Below are 15,235 nucleotides of genomic sequence, written 5' to 3' on the forward strand. Positions count from 1 at the left end.
AATAAGATGTCAGAAGCGACAGTAATGAAGCCTCGACCTGGGAGTCGCGGTGGCAATAAGCCAGTAAGCGACTTGGGCAAAATTGCAGCTTCAGCAGCAGAGGCTGAATGCACCGTAGTGATTACGCCTTCTAAAAACAAAGAGCGTGGTGTGCAATTGCCAAAGTTTGGCGATAACCCGCTGATTGATGAAGCTAGTGCACTTTTGTCGATGGTGGGACAGATTCGTTGCACCGTAAAACACGGCGACATCGCTTCATTGCGTCAGGTTTGTATCGATAAAATTCGTGACTACGAAGCCAACTTACGTCACCAGCAGGTGAGTGCCGAAATTATCGAAGCTTCTCGCTACTGCGTATGTTGTTTTATTGATGAAACGGTATTAAACACCAACTGGGGTGGCCAGTCGGTATGGGCCAGCGATAGCCTGTTGTCTACGTTTCATTCGCAAACGTGGGGCGGTGAACACTTCTTTACTTTGTTAGATGAAAACCTTGCTGCACCGCACGCTAAACCTCAGTTGCTTGAGCTGCAATACTTGTGCTTGTCACTCGGTTTTGTTGGCAAAATGCGCGTAGAAGAACGCGGCCAAGACAAACTTGAAGAATATCGCCAGCAGGCTTTTGAGCGTTTACAAGCTATTCATGGCGAAGCCGATATTGAGCTTTCTCCCAAAAGCCAAGCCAGTGTGAGCATTGGCAGTGAAGCTAATGGCGGATTACCTATCTGGGTGATTGCCGCAATATTTGGTGTATTGCTGTTGTCTATCTATATGGCTTGTAGCTATTTCATTAACAGCTACTCAGACCAAGTTTTCAACCAAATTAATACCTTAGCCCGCTGGGAAAGCACCACCACCAATACTGCTGAAGTTGATGAACAACAAGTATTGATGTTGCAACAACGCTTGCAAACTGAAGTAGACCGCCAGCTGCTTGAGATTGTACCGCTGAGTGACCGGATTCGGATCACCATCAACTCAAGTGAGCTATTTAGCCCTGGCAGCGCCGAAGTGAAGTCTTCGGTAGTTCCTGTTCTGCAAAAGCTATCGCGGGCGCTTGAGTCCACCACTGGCCGAGTGCTGATTACCGGCCACACCGATAACCAACCTATTTTCACTAGTCGCTACCCTTCAAATTGGCACTTATCTTTGGCTCGCGCCACTGCCGTTGCCAACAGTATGTCGATAGGCACCTTGCTACAAGGGCGCTTATGGCCAGAAGGGCGAGGTGATTCAGATCCTCGAGCGAGTAACAACACCGAATCTGAGCGTGCGTTGAACCGTCGAGTAGAGATTGATTTGCTTTATTAAGCAAACTTAAAGGATTGAGAAATGTTTAACAGTTTGTTTTTTCAACGCTTAGTACAAATGCTTAAATCTAAATGGGCAATTACCTTGCTGGGTTTTTTGGCGCTGGCCTTTTTGATCTGGTTTGGCGGACCATTGATTGCGATTGCAGGTGCCGAGCCTTTAGGTAGCGCCAGTGCTCGATGGTTCACCATCATTACGCTGGCATTAATCTGCATTATCTATCAGTTTTGGCAGCACGTTCGTAGCACTAAGCAAAATCAAGAAGCGGTGCAATCGTTACTAGATGGTCAAGATGAGCATGGCGATGACGAAGAAAGCCGCCGTGAGGTTGAAACCTTACGCGAGCGCGTAGTTACCGCTTTAGACGTACTTAAAAATTCAAGTTTGGCTAAGGGCCAAGGGGTATATCAGCTTCCTTGGTACATTATGATCGGCCCTCCTGGCACTGGCAAAACAACCGCGCTGCAAAACTCAGGTTTAGAGTTTCCACTAAAAGACAAGCTAGGTGATGACCCATTAGCTGGTGTTGGTGGTACCCGCCATTGTGATTGGTGGTTTACTAACAAAGCGGTACTTATTGATACCGCCGGCCGCTATACCACCCAAGACAGCAACAGCGCTAAAGACTCTCGAGCTTGGTTAGGTTTTTTAGGCCTACTTAAAAAATACCGTACTAAACGTCCGATTAACGGCGCAATTGTTACCGTTAGCTTGGCTAGCCTAATTCAACAAACTCGTACCGAACGCAACTTGCATGCGCGTGCGATTAAGCAACGTATTCAGGAGCTTAAGAACCAATTAGGTATGCAGTTCCCGGTTTATGTGGTGCTTACCAAAGCTGACTTGATTGCCGGCTTTAGTGAGTTTTTCGCCGACTTAAACGCTAACGAACGTGAGCAAATTTGGGGGATTACTTTCCCGCTTACTGCTGAGAATGCTGACACTGGCGTAGTGGGTTTATTTAATCGTGAATTCCACGGTCTTTTGAAACGCATTCAAACTCGCTTAAACGTTCGTTTACAGCAAGAGCGCGATATTGATAAGCGTACTTTAATGTACGAATTCCCTAAGCAAATGCATCTGTTGCAATCAAGCATTGATGATTTCTTAAAGGAAATATTCTCGCCAAATGCCTTTGAAGAAGCGCCGATGTTGCGCGGTTTGTATATTGCGAGTGCTACCCAAGAGGGTAAACCGATTGACCGGGTTATGGCCGAAACCTCAAATGGCTTGGGTTTAGGGCAAGTACCGCTAAAACAGCAAGGTGGAGAAACTAAGGGCTACTTCATTAAGCGTTTGCTTGAAGACGTGATTTTCCCAGAAAAATTTGTTGGTTCGGTGAATCGTCACCACCAAAAACATTCAATGTGGACACGACGCATTGTTGCTGGCGGCTGTGTGGTTAGCTTACTTACCTGTAGTTTGCTGTGGTACAACAGTTACAGTTGGAACAAACAATTGGTTGATACCAGCGAAGCGGCTGTAGATCAGTATAAGGCCATTGTTAAACCTGGTTTGTCTACCGATACCGACGTAATTACCTTGGTTCAGGCACTTAACGCTTTACGCGATTTACCGGCCGGCTTTAGCCAGCAATTGGTGAATGAAGATGTTCATCGCATGGGGCTTTATCAGGGTGAAAAAATTGGCCAACCGGCACAAATGGCCTATCAGCGAGCATTGCAAGGTTTCTTTGCTACCTACTTAACTGAGTCGCTTACTCATGAGCTGGCCGAGAACGAAGAATACCTCGAGTACCTCTACGAAACGCTTAAAACCTATTTGATGATTTACGATGCCGAGCACCGTGAAATTGAACAAATATATAGCTGGTTTGAGATTTTTTACGAGCGCCGTTTACCGGGTGAAATTAACCAAGGCCTTCGCCAAGACTTAATGGCTCATACTCGCAACCTGTTTGCTGAAGGAATTAACCTTATCCCGGTTAATGACAACTCGATTGCTCAAGCGCGTAGCGTGTTAACCCGTATGCCTTTGGCCGAACGCGCCTATCAACGTTTACGTATAGAGTTTTTGTCTAGCCACGTAGCCGACTTTAGATTGAGTGATGTGTTTGGTCGCCAAGGCCGCCAAGTATTCATCCGCAATAGCGGTGAGCCGTTACATGAAGGCATTCCTGGCCTTTATACCTACAGCGGCTTCCACGGTTTGTTCCGCATTGAAAATAACCGCATTGTAAAACGCTTGATGGAAGACAGCTGGGTATATGGCGACAGCTTATCGATAGATGAAGCAACCCGTGATGAAGTGGTTAAAGCGGTGAGTGAGCGTTACTTCCGAGATTACGTTTTTGAGTGGGAGCAATTGCTGGCCGACGTGCAACTTCGCCCTTACGCTTCAGCTAAAGATGGCGCAGTGCTAGCTAAGAACTTAACTGGCTCTGAGCGACCTCTGCAAAGCTTTATTCTGGCTGTACAGAAAGAGCTACGCCTTACCGAAGTGGCAATGAGTGACAACACTAAAATGGCCGGTGAAGTGGCTGGCAATGTTGCTGACGTTGCATTGAAAAATCAAAAAGCACGGATTAACCGTTTCTTACCAAACGATATGTCCAAGGCAAAATTAGCCTTACCTGGCGCAGAAGTAGAAGCAGAATTTGAAGACTTCTTGAACATTAGCGAAGCCGATCTAGAAGGCATGCATGTCTCTTTACTGCAACTACGTGACTATCTAGAAGTACTGTCTGAGTCAAACAACAAACGGGCTTACACCAGTTTGATGGATGACAACAGCCAAGCTGCTGTTACTAGTGCGTTACGTCGCTCTCGCAAAGATTTACCGGCGCCGTTTTCAACCATGCTAGGCGAGCTCTCTAGCCAAACCTCTTCGTTGGCTAAACGTGGCGCTCAGGTACATGTTAATGCGATTTGGAAAGACAGTGTTTACAAAGAATATCGCGCAGCGATTCGTGGAAAGTATCCCTTTGATAGCAAAGCGGCTGATGAAGTTCGCCTAAAAGACTTTGGTCGCTTCTTTGGTTATGGCGGCACAATGGATACCTTCTTTGAGCGTTACTTGAAGTCTTCCGTTGATACCAGCAAACGTAACTGGAAGTTAGAGCGTTCGGTAGGCATCGACCCAGGCTCACTAAAAGTGTTCCAACAAGCTCGCCGTATTCGCGACGTATTTTTTGAGCCTGGCTCGCAAACGCCGCGGGTGGAGTTTGGCCTTAAGCCGCTTTACTTAGATGGCCACATTAATAACTTCCGGGTTGAGTTGGGCGAACAAGAATTGGTATATCGCCATGGTCCGCAGCGTACCTCTCACTTTATTTGGCCAACTGACTCTAGCCGTAGTACCCGTTTAGCTTTTGTACCGCCTAAATCGGGTCACTCTATTTCAGAGACTTACCCAGGGCATTGGGGCTTGTTCCGCATGCTTGATGGTTTAGCTAAGCAGCGCCCTGACTCACGTAAAGATAACGTGTTGGATATTGAGTTCAAGGGTAACAAAGTGCAGTTGGAGTTGATTCCAACAACCGCTATGCACCCATTCTGGTCTAAAGACTTAGCGAGGTTCTCATGTCCAGTAACGCTGTAAATGGTTTTGGTTATTTTGGCAAAGTGCCAGCACGTGGTGACTTTATTCAAAGCCATTTACCGAGTGATTTTGTTGCCAGCTGGAGTGAATGGTTGCAGGCCGTTATCGCGGTAAGCCGTGAGCAGCAAGGCGAGCGTTGGTTAGATTGCTACCTAACCAGTCCTATTTGGCACTTTGCTCTCTCCGCTGGGGTATGTGGTGAGTCTGCCATTGCTGGCACCTTAATGCCGAGTGTTGACCAAGTAGGCCGACACTTTTACTTCACTATGGCCAAACCGATTAACCAAGTACCGGTTGATGTATGGCAGCAGCGTGAGTGGAGCGAGCTAAGTGAAGAAAAAGTATTAAAGCTGCTGGATGATGATACCGACGTAGTTCGCTGGGCAGAAAGCGTGGCAGAACTGGATTGGTTAGATGGCATCAAAGCCGCTAACCCATTGCTTAACCATGCTAAGCAGAGCGAGCAATTAGTGTTGCAAAGTGAGCAGGCGATTAGCGCTGAACATTTACTGCATCAGCAATTACGTAAGCGTTTAGATCGTTACTGCATCTGGTGGACTAACGGCTCTGAGCTAGTTCCTGAGTGCAGTTTGGTGAGCGAAAGTTTGCCATTAGTGAGCCAATTTTCAGCCATGTTAGATGGTCAATGGGAGCAATGGGGATGGTAGCTAGTCCAACTCTGATGGATGGATTTTTTGTTAGTTTTGCGCAAACCCATCCTGGCAAGGTTCGCCCTTACAACGAAGATGCAGTGCTTGATTTACGTGAAGAAGGCGTATGGGTAGTAGCCGACGGCATGGGTGGACATGCAGCGGGTGATGTTGCTAGCCAAATGGTGATTGATAGTGTGAAGCAGTGTGTTGAGCAAACCCCAGCAGCCAGCTTAAGCATCGATTGTTTACGTAAGGCCTTGTTGCAAGCTAACCAGCAAATCATCAATTTTTCGCAGCAACACCTCGATGGAAAAACCGCTGGCAGTACCGCTGTTTTACTGCATGTGCGCGATGGTTTTTATCATTGCTTGTGGGTGGGTGATAGCCGTATCTACTTGATGCGCCAAAATCATTTACAGCGTAAAACCCGCGATCATAGCCAAGTAATGGACATGGTGGAGCAGGGGTTAATCCCTGAGTCTGAAGCGGAAGATCATCCTCTTTCAAATGTTATTACTCGCGCCATTGGCGTAAGTGATGAACTCACCGTTGACCAAAATTCTGGTCAGCTATTGCCTGGCGACCAGTTTTTATTGTGCTCAGACGGTTTAACTAAAGAGCTTAACGACACCGATTTAGCCATGTGCATGCAAGCAAATAGCGTCTCTGATATTGGCTTGGCTTTAATGCATTCAGCACTGGTAAAAGGCGCTAGCGATAACGTGAGCTGTGTACTGGTTAAGGTGAGCCAAAGCGATGCTGATAGCGAAGAAGAGCATTGTGATGACACCGTGCCGGTGTTTTTTAATCGTCGTAATTCGGTGAGAGGCTAAGCGAATGTTTCAAGAATTGTCTGATATTGATTTTGAAAAACTTGCACAGCCTGTGTCAGAAGACTTACCAACCGGTGAAGACCCACGTTTAGATGCGTCACCTTTATCTACGTATTTTACCCTCAAAGATGTGCGTAATACGGCTCGCGCCGCGGAACGTAATGCTTTGGTGGATAACGAACCCTTACTTAGCTTTGCTAATGAGTGGGACCCGATTATCAATCAAGTACCTGAAGTACTGGTTGAAAGCTGTAAAGACTTAGAGTTAGCGGCTTGGTTAATCGAAGGTTTAGTGCGCCGCAAAGGCTTTAAAGGCTTACGCCAAGGCTTTGATATTGCCCGCACCTTAATTGAAAACCATTGGGAACATTTATATCCAAGCCCTGATGAAGATGGCTTAGTGACACGTGTTGCTCCGTTAGTTGGCCTAAACGGCTACGACGGCGAAGGCACTCTGTTAATGCCAATTGCCTGCGTGCCACTCACTGACCTAATCGAAGAGCAGCCGTATTCGCTGTGGGAGTTTGAACAAGCCAGTGAAGTTGAGCGTTTAGAAGAAACTAAGCGCAACCAGCGCCATGCTTCTGGCGCAGTAAAGCTTGAAGACATCACCCTCACAGTAAAAGCCACCAGTACCGCGTTTTTCACAGAATTACTGCAAGACATTGAAGCGGCTTCTCAAGCCTATTTGCAGTTATCTGCAGCAATGGATGAAGCGGTGGGTGAGCCACAACCTAGTTCGCACATAGTTAAGCGTTTAACCGATTGCATGGAGGCAGTGCGTTACTTGGCTGCCGACAAACTTAGCGCGGTTGAGCTTGAAACGGTAACTGAAGAAACACTAACAGAATCTGATGAACAGTCCGGTGAGGCAGTGCCAGAAGGACCCAGTAATCAACTAAGAAATCGCGCAGACGCGATCCAACAACTCGGCAAGATTGCTGAGTTCTTTAAGCAAACCGAGCCTCACTCGCCAATGGCTTATGCCATTGAACAAGTGGTTCGTTGGAGTGGAATGAGCTTGCCAGATCTATTGCAAGAACTGATTTCTGACAACGATGCTCGGACCGGTTATTTCCGATTGACTGGTATTTCATCGGAATCACAGGACTAACGTGGTGCTTAGCGCTCTGCGTGTTAATCAAGAACAAGGAGATTGATATGGACAGTATCCACGGCAAGTTGTCTCGGGTACGCAAGCCACGAGTTCACATCACTTATGATGTAGAAACTGAAGGGGCTGCAGTTAAAAAGGAACTACCTTTTGTAGTAGGTGTTATGGGCGACTTTGCGGGTGACAACACCGCAGCCTTAAAGCCACTAAAAGACCGTCGTTTTATCCAAATTGACCGTGATAACTTCGATGACGTACTTAAGCGCATGAATCCTAAACTGGAATTTAAAGTTGATAACAAGCTGGCTGATGATGATTCACAAATGTCAGTAGCGCTTGAGTTCAGCTCAATGAAAGATTTTGATCCAGCAGCGGTAGTTAACCAAGTTGAGCCATTACGTAAGTTAATGGACACCCGTAATAAACTACGTGACTTAATGACTAAGGTTGACCGCTCAGAAGATCTGGAAAACATCTTAGAAGAAGTGCTTAACAATACTGATTCTCTGCAGAAGCTAAAAGGTGAGCTTGAAAAAGAACCTAGTGCGGAGGGGTCAGAATGAGCGTAGAAAGCCAAACTACTCTAGATCCAAGTGTTGAAGAAGCACAAGGTTCAATTTTAGAACAAGCGATTGGTGCCACTAAGCAAACAGATAGTTCTCGTTCAGAAGAATTATTACGTACGCTTACCGATGAAGCGTTAAAAGGAACAGTGAGTTGGAACAAAAACTTAACTGTAACTTTTAGAGAAGCCATTGCTGGTATTGATGAGCTAATTTCTAAGCAGCTTGCTGAAGTGATGCACCACGAAAGCTTTCAAAAGCTAGAAGGCTCTTGGCGTGGTCTTAACTACTTGGTGATGAACTCTGAAACCAGCCAAACACTTAAGATCCGTGTGCTTAGCATGAGTAAAAAAGAGCTGCACAAAGATTTAAGTAAAGCGGTTGAGTTTGACCAAAGCCAGATCTTCAAAAAAGTGTACGAATCTGAATTTGGCACGCCAGGCGGCGAACCTTATGGTGCCTTGGTGGGCGATTACGAATTTACCAATCACCCAGAAGACATTGAATCGTTAAGCTTAATGTCGAACGTTGCTGCCGCTGGTTTTGCGCCGTTCTTATCAGCTTCTTCGCCAGCCTTGTTTGGTTTTGATAACTGGACAGAACTTAGTAAGCCTCGTGATTTAGAAAAAGTATTTGAGTCTCTTGAATACACTAAATGGCGTTCATTCCGCGAAAGCGATGATTCACGCTTTGTAACCTTAGCGATGCCTCGTGTATTAGCACGTTTACCTTACGGTGAAGCAACTACACCAATTGAAGAGTTCAACTACGAAGAATTCGAAGTTGATCAGCAAACCGGTATGGCACAAACCACCGAGCACGACGAGTACTGTTGGATGAATGCTTCTTACGTACTGGGTGTACGTATGACTGAGGCCTTCGCTAAATATGGTTTCTGTACGGCAATTCGCGGCGCTGAAGGTGGCGGTAAAGTTGAAAACTTACCTTCTCACCTATTTGTATCTGACGACGGTGACCCAGATCTTAAGTGTCCTACCGAAATTGGTATTACCGACCGTCGCGAAGCAGAGCTTAGCAAGTTAGGTTTCTTACCGCTTTGTCACTACAAGAATACTGATTACGCGGTGTTCTTTGGTTCGCAGACTTGTCAAAAACCGAAGAAATACGATAACCCAGATGCAACAGCAAATGCGGCTATCTCATCTCGCCTGCCTTACATGATGGCCACCTCTCGTTTTGCCCATTACCTAAAAGTAATGGCGCGCGACAAGATTGGTAGCTTTATGGAAGCCGAAGACGTTGAAAACTGGCTTAACCGCTGGATTCTTAATTACGTGAATGCTTCTGAGGGCGGCGGTCAAGAAATCCGAGCTAAATACCCATTGGCTGACGCCAAAGTTCAAGTAAAAGAGATTCCGGGTGCGCCTGGTTCGTACAACGCAGTTGCGTGGTTACGTCCTTGGTTACAAATGGAAGAACTGACTACTTCACTGCGCTTAGTCGCAAAAATCCCTGAAATCGGCGGATAACTAGATTGCGGGTCGCAAGGCCCGCCTTATTACTATGACCATGAGCCAAACTTTACCACCACTGAGTTTTGTGGATAGCCAGAGCCTGCATCAAGTTGAGTTAGATACTCAACATGTTGATGTGGATTGGTGTGCCCAGAGCCAAGTGGTGGATAAGTTTTTAGCGGCAGAAGACGCCTATCTAGCACTGCGAATTTGGTTAGAACGTGACAATCAACAGTATGACGCGGCCTGGACGGCGGAAACCCTAAGGCCGATTTTGCTGCGTGCCATTCGTGACATTGATGAGCGTTTAAATGACCAAGTGAACGCGATTATTCACCATCAACGGTTTCAGGACTTAGAAGCCAGTTGGCGCGGGGTGAAATACCTTACAGAGCATTCAGGTACTCAAGATCACAGCCTGGTTGCCAAGGTTAAGTTAATTAGCCTTAACTGGCGCGAGCTTTGCCGCGATGTATCACGTGCCATCGAGTTTGATCAAAGTGAACTGTTCAAGCTTATTTATACCAATGAGTTCAACATGCCGGGCGGTGAGCCCTTTGGCATGATTGTGGGTGACTACCAAATCTCGCACAAAGCCAAACGTGGCATGCCTACTAACGACATTGATGCGCTGCGGGCAATTAGCCATGCAGCAGCTGCCGCGTTTGCGCCTTTTGTAACTGGCGCTGCGCCATCAATGTTTGGTGTCGATTTCTTCAGTGAGCTGGCATCAGTTCGAGATATTAGTGCGCAGTTTTCGCAAGCTGAATACATCAATTGGCGCAAGCTGCGTAGCCAAGAAGACTCCCGCTTTTTAGGCATTACCGCGCCCAATATTCTAATGCGTGAGCCCTATCAACAAGATGGCCGTCGCCAAGAAGGCTTTATGTTTGTTGAGCAAGTTAACGATGCCGAAGGTGACTACCTATGGGGCAACGCCGCATATGGTGTTGCTGCCGTGGCCTTACGTGCTTTTAAAGAATCTGGCTGGTTTAGCCAAATTCGTGGCTTGCAGCCAGGCCAATACAAGCATGGTTTGGTATTCGATTTACCCAGTTCTCGCTTTAAGTTTTCGCGCCATATGCGCTCGGCTAAGCCCTCGGTGAATTTGCAAGTTGGCGACCGTTTAGAGAAGCAATTGTCTGACAGCGGTTTTATCCCTGTGTCTACAGTTCCGCATACAGAACACCTAGTTTTGTATAGCAATGCCTCCGTCAACTTACCGAAAAACTACGACAGTTTATCGGTAGCGGTAAATGCGCGCTTATCGTCGATGTTGCAATACGTATTGTGTGTTTCTCGCTTTGCTCACTACTTAAAAGTGATGGGGCGAGATCGAGTCGGTTCATTTGATAACGCTAACTTGATTGAGCGTGACCTGCAAAGTTGGTTGCATGCTTACACCACCGCCTCTGATGAAGCCTCCGACGAGATTCGAGCGCGTTATCCGCTAAACGAAGCCAAGATTCAAGTTAAAGAACAAGCCGGTAAGCCCGGCCATTATTACTCCATTATCCATTTGCGTCCGCACTTTCAGCTCGACCAAATGATCTCCAGTATTCGCCTGATAACTGAGTTATCTCCAAGCTATAACCAAGCAGGATAAACAGATGCAACAACAAATAAAGCAGTTGATTCAACAAGGACAATTAAGTGAAGCAATCGCCCAAACCATTGCCCACCTAAAAGTGATGCCTAAGGACTTAGATACACGCAGCAGTTTTATTGAATTGTTATGTATTGATGGCCAGCTAGAGCGTGCTGATCAGCAGTTGGACTTGTTGGTTAAGCAGCATCCACAGTGTGTTCCTGGTGCTTTAAACATGCGCCAGCTAGTGCATGCCGCGCAATCGCGGGTAGATTTTGCTGCTGGTGGAGATACCGCAAGCTTGGTGACGGGCGCGTCGCAAACTTTAGCGCCTTTGGTGGAAGTGCGCTTGGCACAGTTAAGTGACAACAAAACTGAGTTTGAACAAGCTGCTCAGCAACTAGAAAGCTTACGCCAATCAGCTGAAGTAGAGATTAACGGTAAAAACTGTAACGAGCTGCGTGATTTAGATGACAGCTTAGCGGGTTACCTAGAAGTATTTGGCTCTAATGGTTTGTATTACTTTGTGCCGTTTTCTGACATCACTTGGTTAAAACTACTGCCCGAAACCACCTTGTTTGAGCACATTTGGCGCCGCGCCGAGTTAGACATTAAAGATGGCCCTTCAGGCGAAGTGTTCTTGCCAATGACCTATGTAAACAGCCAAAGCGATGCAGAAAAGCTGGGTAGAGAAACCGATTGGCAAGCCATTTTAGGCTCTGAGTTTTACCAAGGACGAGGGCAAAAAATGTGGTTAGTAAATGATGACGCATTAGCTGTTTCTCAGTTGGAATCGTTCTCTGTAGAAACAGCCACCGAGGCTGCTGAGTAATGAGCACTGTTCAACCCGCTTTGCAGCTTTCACTACTCGACAGGTTAAGTAATAACTTGGATGAGAATGCTGCAAGCAGTGATATCTATTCAAGCTATGGGCGACAAGCTTATCGGCGCAGTATTCGCCGTGATTTAGAGGCTTTGCTCAACGCCAAGTTGCATTGGCATACCTGGCCTGAATGGTACAGCGAGTTGGACAAATCACTGTTTAGTTATGGTTTGCCAGACTTCTCATCTATGCCTTTGAGCAGCCAAGATGGCCGCGAGATGTTGTGTCAAATTGTTGAGCAAACCATTCGTAAATTTGAACCTCGTTTTATTGATTTATCGGTGACAACCGTAAGTGAAGAGCAACCGCTTGATCGGGTATTGCGCTTGCGTATTCATGCTCTTTGTCATGCCGATCCTGAGCCAGAGGAAATGACCTTTGACTCTGAAGTTGAACCGGTATGCCTTGGCATAAAAATAGTTGAGTAGAGCATGAGTGACGAGCTGTTAAAGTACTACAACCGCGAACTAGCTTACTTACGCCACATGGGGGCTGAGTTTGCCGAGCGCTATCCCAAGGTGGCTGGCCGTTTGCGCATGAGCGAAGAAAGTGTGGAAGACCCACATGTTTCTCGATTACTCGAAGGAGTGTCGTTACTTACGGCACAGGTAAGACAAAAGCTTGATGACAGTTTTCCAGAGCTAACCGAAGCTCTGTTAGGGCAATTATATCCCGATTACCACGCGCCAATTCCGTCGATGTCGGTAATCAAAATGAGCACCCAAAATGTTACTGACTATAGCTTGATGATCCCCAAAGGCACCGAGTTAGAAACTCAAGTGCCGGGTTACAAAAGTTGTCGTTTTAATACTTGCTACGATACCGAAATGTGGCCAGTAGAAGTTACTCAAGCGAGCTTTGAAGGTGCGCCGTTTAAAGCGCCACGCCCTAACTTTCAAAAGAATGCTGCAGCGGTAATAAAACTGCGTTTAAGCTGTGAATTTGATGATGTGGCCTTTAGTGATGTGGGCGTGCAAAAAATGCGTTTCTACATTCACGGACAACCGCAGCTTAGCTACAAGCTTTATCAACTTATTTTCCAATCTAGTGTGGGATTGGCGTTTGCCTCTCCGGGCAGTTTACAAGCTAATCACTACTTGCAGGCCCGTCATATTAGTGCGGTGGGTTTTGCTGATGATGAAAAAGTGGTGCCTTATGATCAGCGAACTTTTAATGGCTATCGCTTGCTGGTTGAGCACTTTCTTTGCCCTGAAAAATTCATGTTTTTTGAGCTACAAGATTTAGATCCTAGTTGGTTTGGTGACCAGCATGAGGTGGACCTTTACATTTATCTTGATAGCGATTCAGACATATTGGCGAAGCAATTAACCGCCGATAATATTTTGCTGGGCTGTGTGCCAGTGATAAACCTATTTGAAGATGAGCTGGAGCCTTTACGCTTAGACCCCGCTCGTTTTGAGCACCGTTTGGTGCCTCGTTATCGAGATGCAGATATTTCAGAAGTAGTGCGAGTGACCGAAGTTGAAGCCTTCGATCAACACGATAACAGTGTAGATGTGACGCCGTTTTACGGTAGCCAATTACCACATTACCCTCAAGCGGGAAATTTGTTCTGGACGCTACGCCGTGAACTAAATAAATGGGCTGGTGGACACGACGAGCCTGGTGTTGAAAGCTACTTAGCAGTGGTTGATGGTGACGCTAAAGCCTTAGATATCGAGCAGCATGAACAGTGGTTGGTTTCGGCTAAAGCATTGTGCAGTAACCGTAATTTGCCAGCGCGCTTGCCTTTTGGTGGTGGACAGCCATCGATAGTGGTGCCAAGCCGTGCCGATTCGCTTAAAAATGTCCGTTGTTTATTGCCCTTTAGCGAGCCTATTCGCCCCGCTATGTTTGATGCTTCTCGCTGGCAGTTGGCTAGTCATCTAACCCTTAATCACTTTGCCCAGCCTAACGCGGTTAAGTTGCTCCAAGAGCTATTACAGCTTTACGATTTTAAGCAATCACCACAAACCAAAGTATTGATTGAAGCTATCGCTAAGGTAAACATCGAGCGGGCAACAGCTCGGGTTGTGCAAAACGGCCGAGTGGGTTTTTGCCACGGTTCAGACATTATTTTGGAATTTGTTAATCAAGAACTCTCCGGTATTAACTTGTTCTTTTTTGGCAATGTATTGGCGCACTTTTTCGCTCAGTACACCACCATAAACAGCTTCACTCGCTTATCGATTAAGCATTTGGGGGCCAGCAATGTATTACACCGTTGGCCAGCCATGGCTGGTGACAAGGAGCTAATATGAAGCTGTTTGACACCTTAAATAGTGGCAGCGAGCAAGACTTCCACCACAGCGTGGTTGCTATTCAAGCTGGTCGAGGTGCACAACACAACGGTGTGGGTTCTGATACTTTACCCAAAAATGAGGCCTTACGTTTTAAAGTGCCGCAAAACTTAGGTTTTCCGGGTAAAGCTTTGGAGCGGGTAGAAGCGCCTGTTTCTGAAAACCAGCCTTATTCAGTGTTTGTTAACTTTTTTGGTTTAACTGGACCAAGTGGTGTGATGCCCCGTCATTACAGTGAATGGGTAATGGATCGTTGCAAGCAGAAAGACGAATCGATGCGAGACTTTCTGGATATTTTCCATCATCGCCTGATCTCTTTGTATCACCGCGCTTGGGAGAAATATCAGTTCCCACTGCAGTATCAGCGTCAGCAACAAACCAACAAGAAAGACCCTATTTCTAGTGCCTTGCACTCTTTATCTGGTACTTCAAATCATACCCAGCAATACCTAGGTGGTTTGTTTGCTCAGTCTATTCGTAGTGCTCAAGGTTTAAAGCAAATTGTAGAGCTTATTTCAGGCTGCAAGGTTGTGATTAATGAGCATTTAGGACAATGGCTATCGCTAAGTGATGAAGAGCAAACCAGCTTAGCGAGCCGGGTTAATCCAGAGGGGCAGCATGCGCAACTAGGACGCAGTGCCACCATTGGCAGCAAGGTTTGGGATGTAGGTTCTGCTTTAGAAATTGAAATTCATGCGGCCAATGCACAAGGGGCTCAGCAACTTCTGCCGGGCAGTAAAACACTTTCATTATTACAAGAAACCGTCGCCGAATACTTGCCCGCGCACGTGCGTCCTCGTTGGAGCTTAATGGCCCGTTATCGAGATATGCCTAGTTCGCGTTTAGGTAAAACCGGTTTGGGCTTAGGTCAAGGTAGCGCGCTAACCATTAACAGTAAGCGAATGGACGAACAAACCAAAATCCCCATCGCGTAGTAGATTTTGTTTAAAGGAT

12 protein-coding genes are annotated in these 15,235 nt (G+C 46.5%); all 12 read left to right on the forward strand.

Going from position 1 to position 15,235, the window contains the following annotated elements:
* The first annotated feature begins 6 nt into the window (after positions 1-6).
* The 12 genes from tssL to tssG are packed head-to-tail and all read left to right on the forward strand — an operon-like array spanning position 7 to position 15,216.
* Positions 7-1,311 carry a type VI secretion system protein TssL, long form gene (gene tssL / locus K5620_RS00790; RefSeq protein ID WP_016399947.1) on the forward strand — a complete coding sequence of 435 codons (1,305 nt, stop codon included), beginning with the start codon at positions 7-9 and terminating at the stop codon, positions 1,309-1,311.
* Positions 1,312-1,332: 21 nt separating this feature from the next.
* Positions 1,333-4,872, forward strand: a complete 3,540-nt coding sequence (gene tssM / locus K5620_RS00795) for a type VI secretion system membrane subunit TssM (RefSeq protein WP_016399946.1) — start codon at positions 1,333-1,335, stop codon at positions 4,870-4,872.
* Complete coding sequence (gene tagF / locus K5620_RS00800) at positions 4,854-5,540, forward strand: type VI secretion system-associated protein TagF (RefSeq protein ID WP_016399945.1); 687 nt, start codon at positions 4,854-4,856, stop codon at positions 5,538-5,540. The genes tssM and tagF overlap by 19 nt, the downstream gene beginning before the upstream one ends.
* Positions 5,534-6,358, forward strand: coding sequence for a PP2C family protein-serine/threonine phosphatase (locus K5620_RS00805; protein WP_227981479.1), 825 nt, complete (start codon positions 5,534-5,536; stop codon positions 6,356-6,358). The genes tagF and K5620_RS00805 overlap by 7 nt, the downstream gene beginning before the upstream one ends.
* Positions 6,359-6,362: 4 nt before the next feature.
* Positions 6,363-7,472 carry a type VI secretion system protein TssA gene (tssA, locus tag K5620_RS00810; RefSeq protein WP_016399943.1) on the forward strand — a complete coding sequence of 370 codons (1,110 nt, stop codon included), beginning with the start codon at positions 6,363-6,365 and terminating at the stop codon, positions 7,470-7,472.
* Positions 7,473-7,519: 47 nt separating this feature from the next.
* Positions 7,520-8,035, forward strand: coding sequence for a type VI secretion system contractile sheath small subunit (gene tssB / locus K5620_RS00815; RefSeq protein WP_016399942.1), 516 nt, complete (start codon positions 7,520-7,522; stop codon positions 8,033-8,035).
* Positions 8,032-9,525, forward strand: coding sequence for a type VI secretion system contractile sheath large subunit (gene tssC, locus K5620_RS00820; RefSeq protein ID WP_016399941.1), 1,494 nt, complete (start codon positions 8,032-8,034; stop codon positions 9,523-9,525). Before tssB ends, tssC (K5620_RS00820) begins: the two co-directional genes overlap by 4 nt.
* Positions 9,526-9,559: 34 nt before the next feature.
* Positions 9,560-11,116 (forward strand): type VI secretion system contractile sheath large subunit, encoded by a 1,557-nt coding sequence (gene tssC, locus K5620_RS00825; protein ID WP_016399940.1) that lies wholly within the window; start codon positions 9,560-9,562, stop codon positions 11,114-11,116.
* Between the two features lie 4 nt (positions 11,117-11,120).
* Positions 11,121-11,930, forward strand: a complete 810-nt coding sequence (locus tag K5620_RS00830) for a type VI secretion system accessory protein TagJ (protein WP_016399939.1) — start codon at positions 11,121-11,123, stop codon at positions 11,928-11,930.
* Entirely contained in the window at positions 11,930-12,409 is a 480-nt protein-coding gene (gene tssE / locus K5620_RS00835; protein WP_016399938.1) for a type VI secretion system baseplate subunit TssE, read from the forward strand. Before K5620_RS00830 ends, tssE begins: the two co-directional genes overlap by 1 nt.
* A gap of 3 nt (positions 12,410-12,412) precedes the next feature.
* Positions 12,413-14,242 carry a type VI secretion system baseplate subunit TssF gene (tssF, locus tag K5620_RS00840; RefSeq protein WP_016399937.1) on the forward strand — a complete coding sequence of 610 codons (1,830 nt, stop codon included), beginning with the start codon at positions 12,413-12,415 and terminating at the stop codon, positions 14,240-14,242.
* Positions 14,239-15,216: a type VI secretion system baseplate subunit TssG gene (gene tssG, locus K5620_RS00845; protein ID WP_016399936.1), complete on the forward strand. Its 978-nt coding sequence runs from the start codon at positions 14,239-14,241 to the stop codon at positions 15,214-15,216. The genes tssF and tssG overlap by 4 nt, the downstream gene beginning before the upstream one ends.
* Positions 15,217-15,235 lie beyond the last annotated feature (19 nt).

It is taken from the genome of Agarivorans albus (assembly GCF_019670105.1).
Classification (GTDB): domain Bacteria; phylum Pseudomonadota; class Gammaproteobacteria; order Enterobacterales; family Celerinatantimonadaceae; genus Agarivorans; species Agarivorans albus.

Bases quoted from the DNA above. Each gene is read 5' to 3' on its own strand.
- tssL (WP_016399947.1), top strand. From the start codon at position 7: ATGTCAGAAGCGACAGTAATGAAGCCTCGACCTGGGAGTCGCGGTGGC.
- tssM (WP_016399946.1), top strand. From the start codon at position 1,333: ATGTTTAACAGTTTGTTTTTTCAACGCTTAGTACAAATGCTTAAATCT.
- tagF (WP_016399945.1), top strand. From the start codon at position 4,854: ATGTCCAGTAACGCTGTAAATGGTTTTGGTTATTTTGGCAAAGTGCCA.
- K5620_RS00805 (WP_227981479.1), top strand. From the start codon at position 5,534: ATGGTAGCTAGTCCAACTCTGATGGATGGATTTTTTGTTAGTTTTGCG.
- tssA (WP_016399943.1), top strand. From the start codon at position 6,363: ATGTTTCAAGAATTGTCTGATATTGATTTTGAAAAACTTGCACAGCCT.
- tssB (WP_016399942.1), top strand. From the start codon at position 7,520: ATGGACAGTATCCACGGCAAGTTGTCTCGGGTACGCAAGCCACGAGTT.
- tssC (WP_016399941.1), top strand. From the start codon at position 8,032: ATGAGCGTAGAAAGCCAAACTACTCTAGATCCAAGTGTTGAAGAAGCA.
- tssC (WP_016399940.1), top strand. From the start codon at position 9,560: ATGACCATGAGCCAAACTTTACCACCACTGAGTTTTGTGGATAGCCAG.
- K5620_RS00830 (WP_016399939.1), top strand. From the start codon at position 11,121: ATGCAACAACAAATAAAGCAGTTGATTCAACAAGGACAATTAAGTGAA.
- tssE (WP_016399938.1), top strand. From the start codon at position 11,930: ATGAGCACTGTTCAACCCGCTTTGCAGCTTTCACTACTCGACAGGTTA.
- tssF (WP_016399937.1), top strand. From the start codon at position 12,413: ATGAGTGACGAGCTGTTAAAGTACTACAACCGCGAACTAGCTTACTTA.
- tssG (WP_016399936.1), top strand. From the start codon at position 14,239: ATGAAGCTGTTTGACACCTTAAATAGTGGCAGCGAGCAAGACTTCCAC.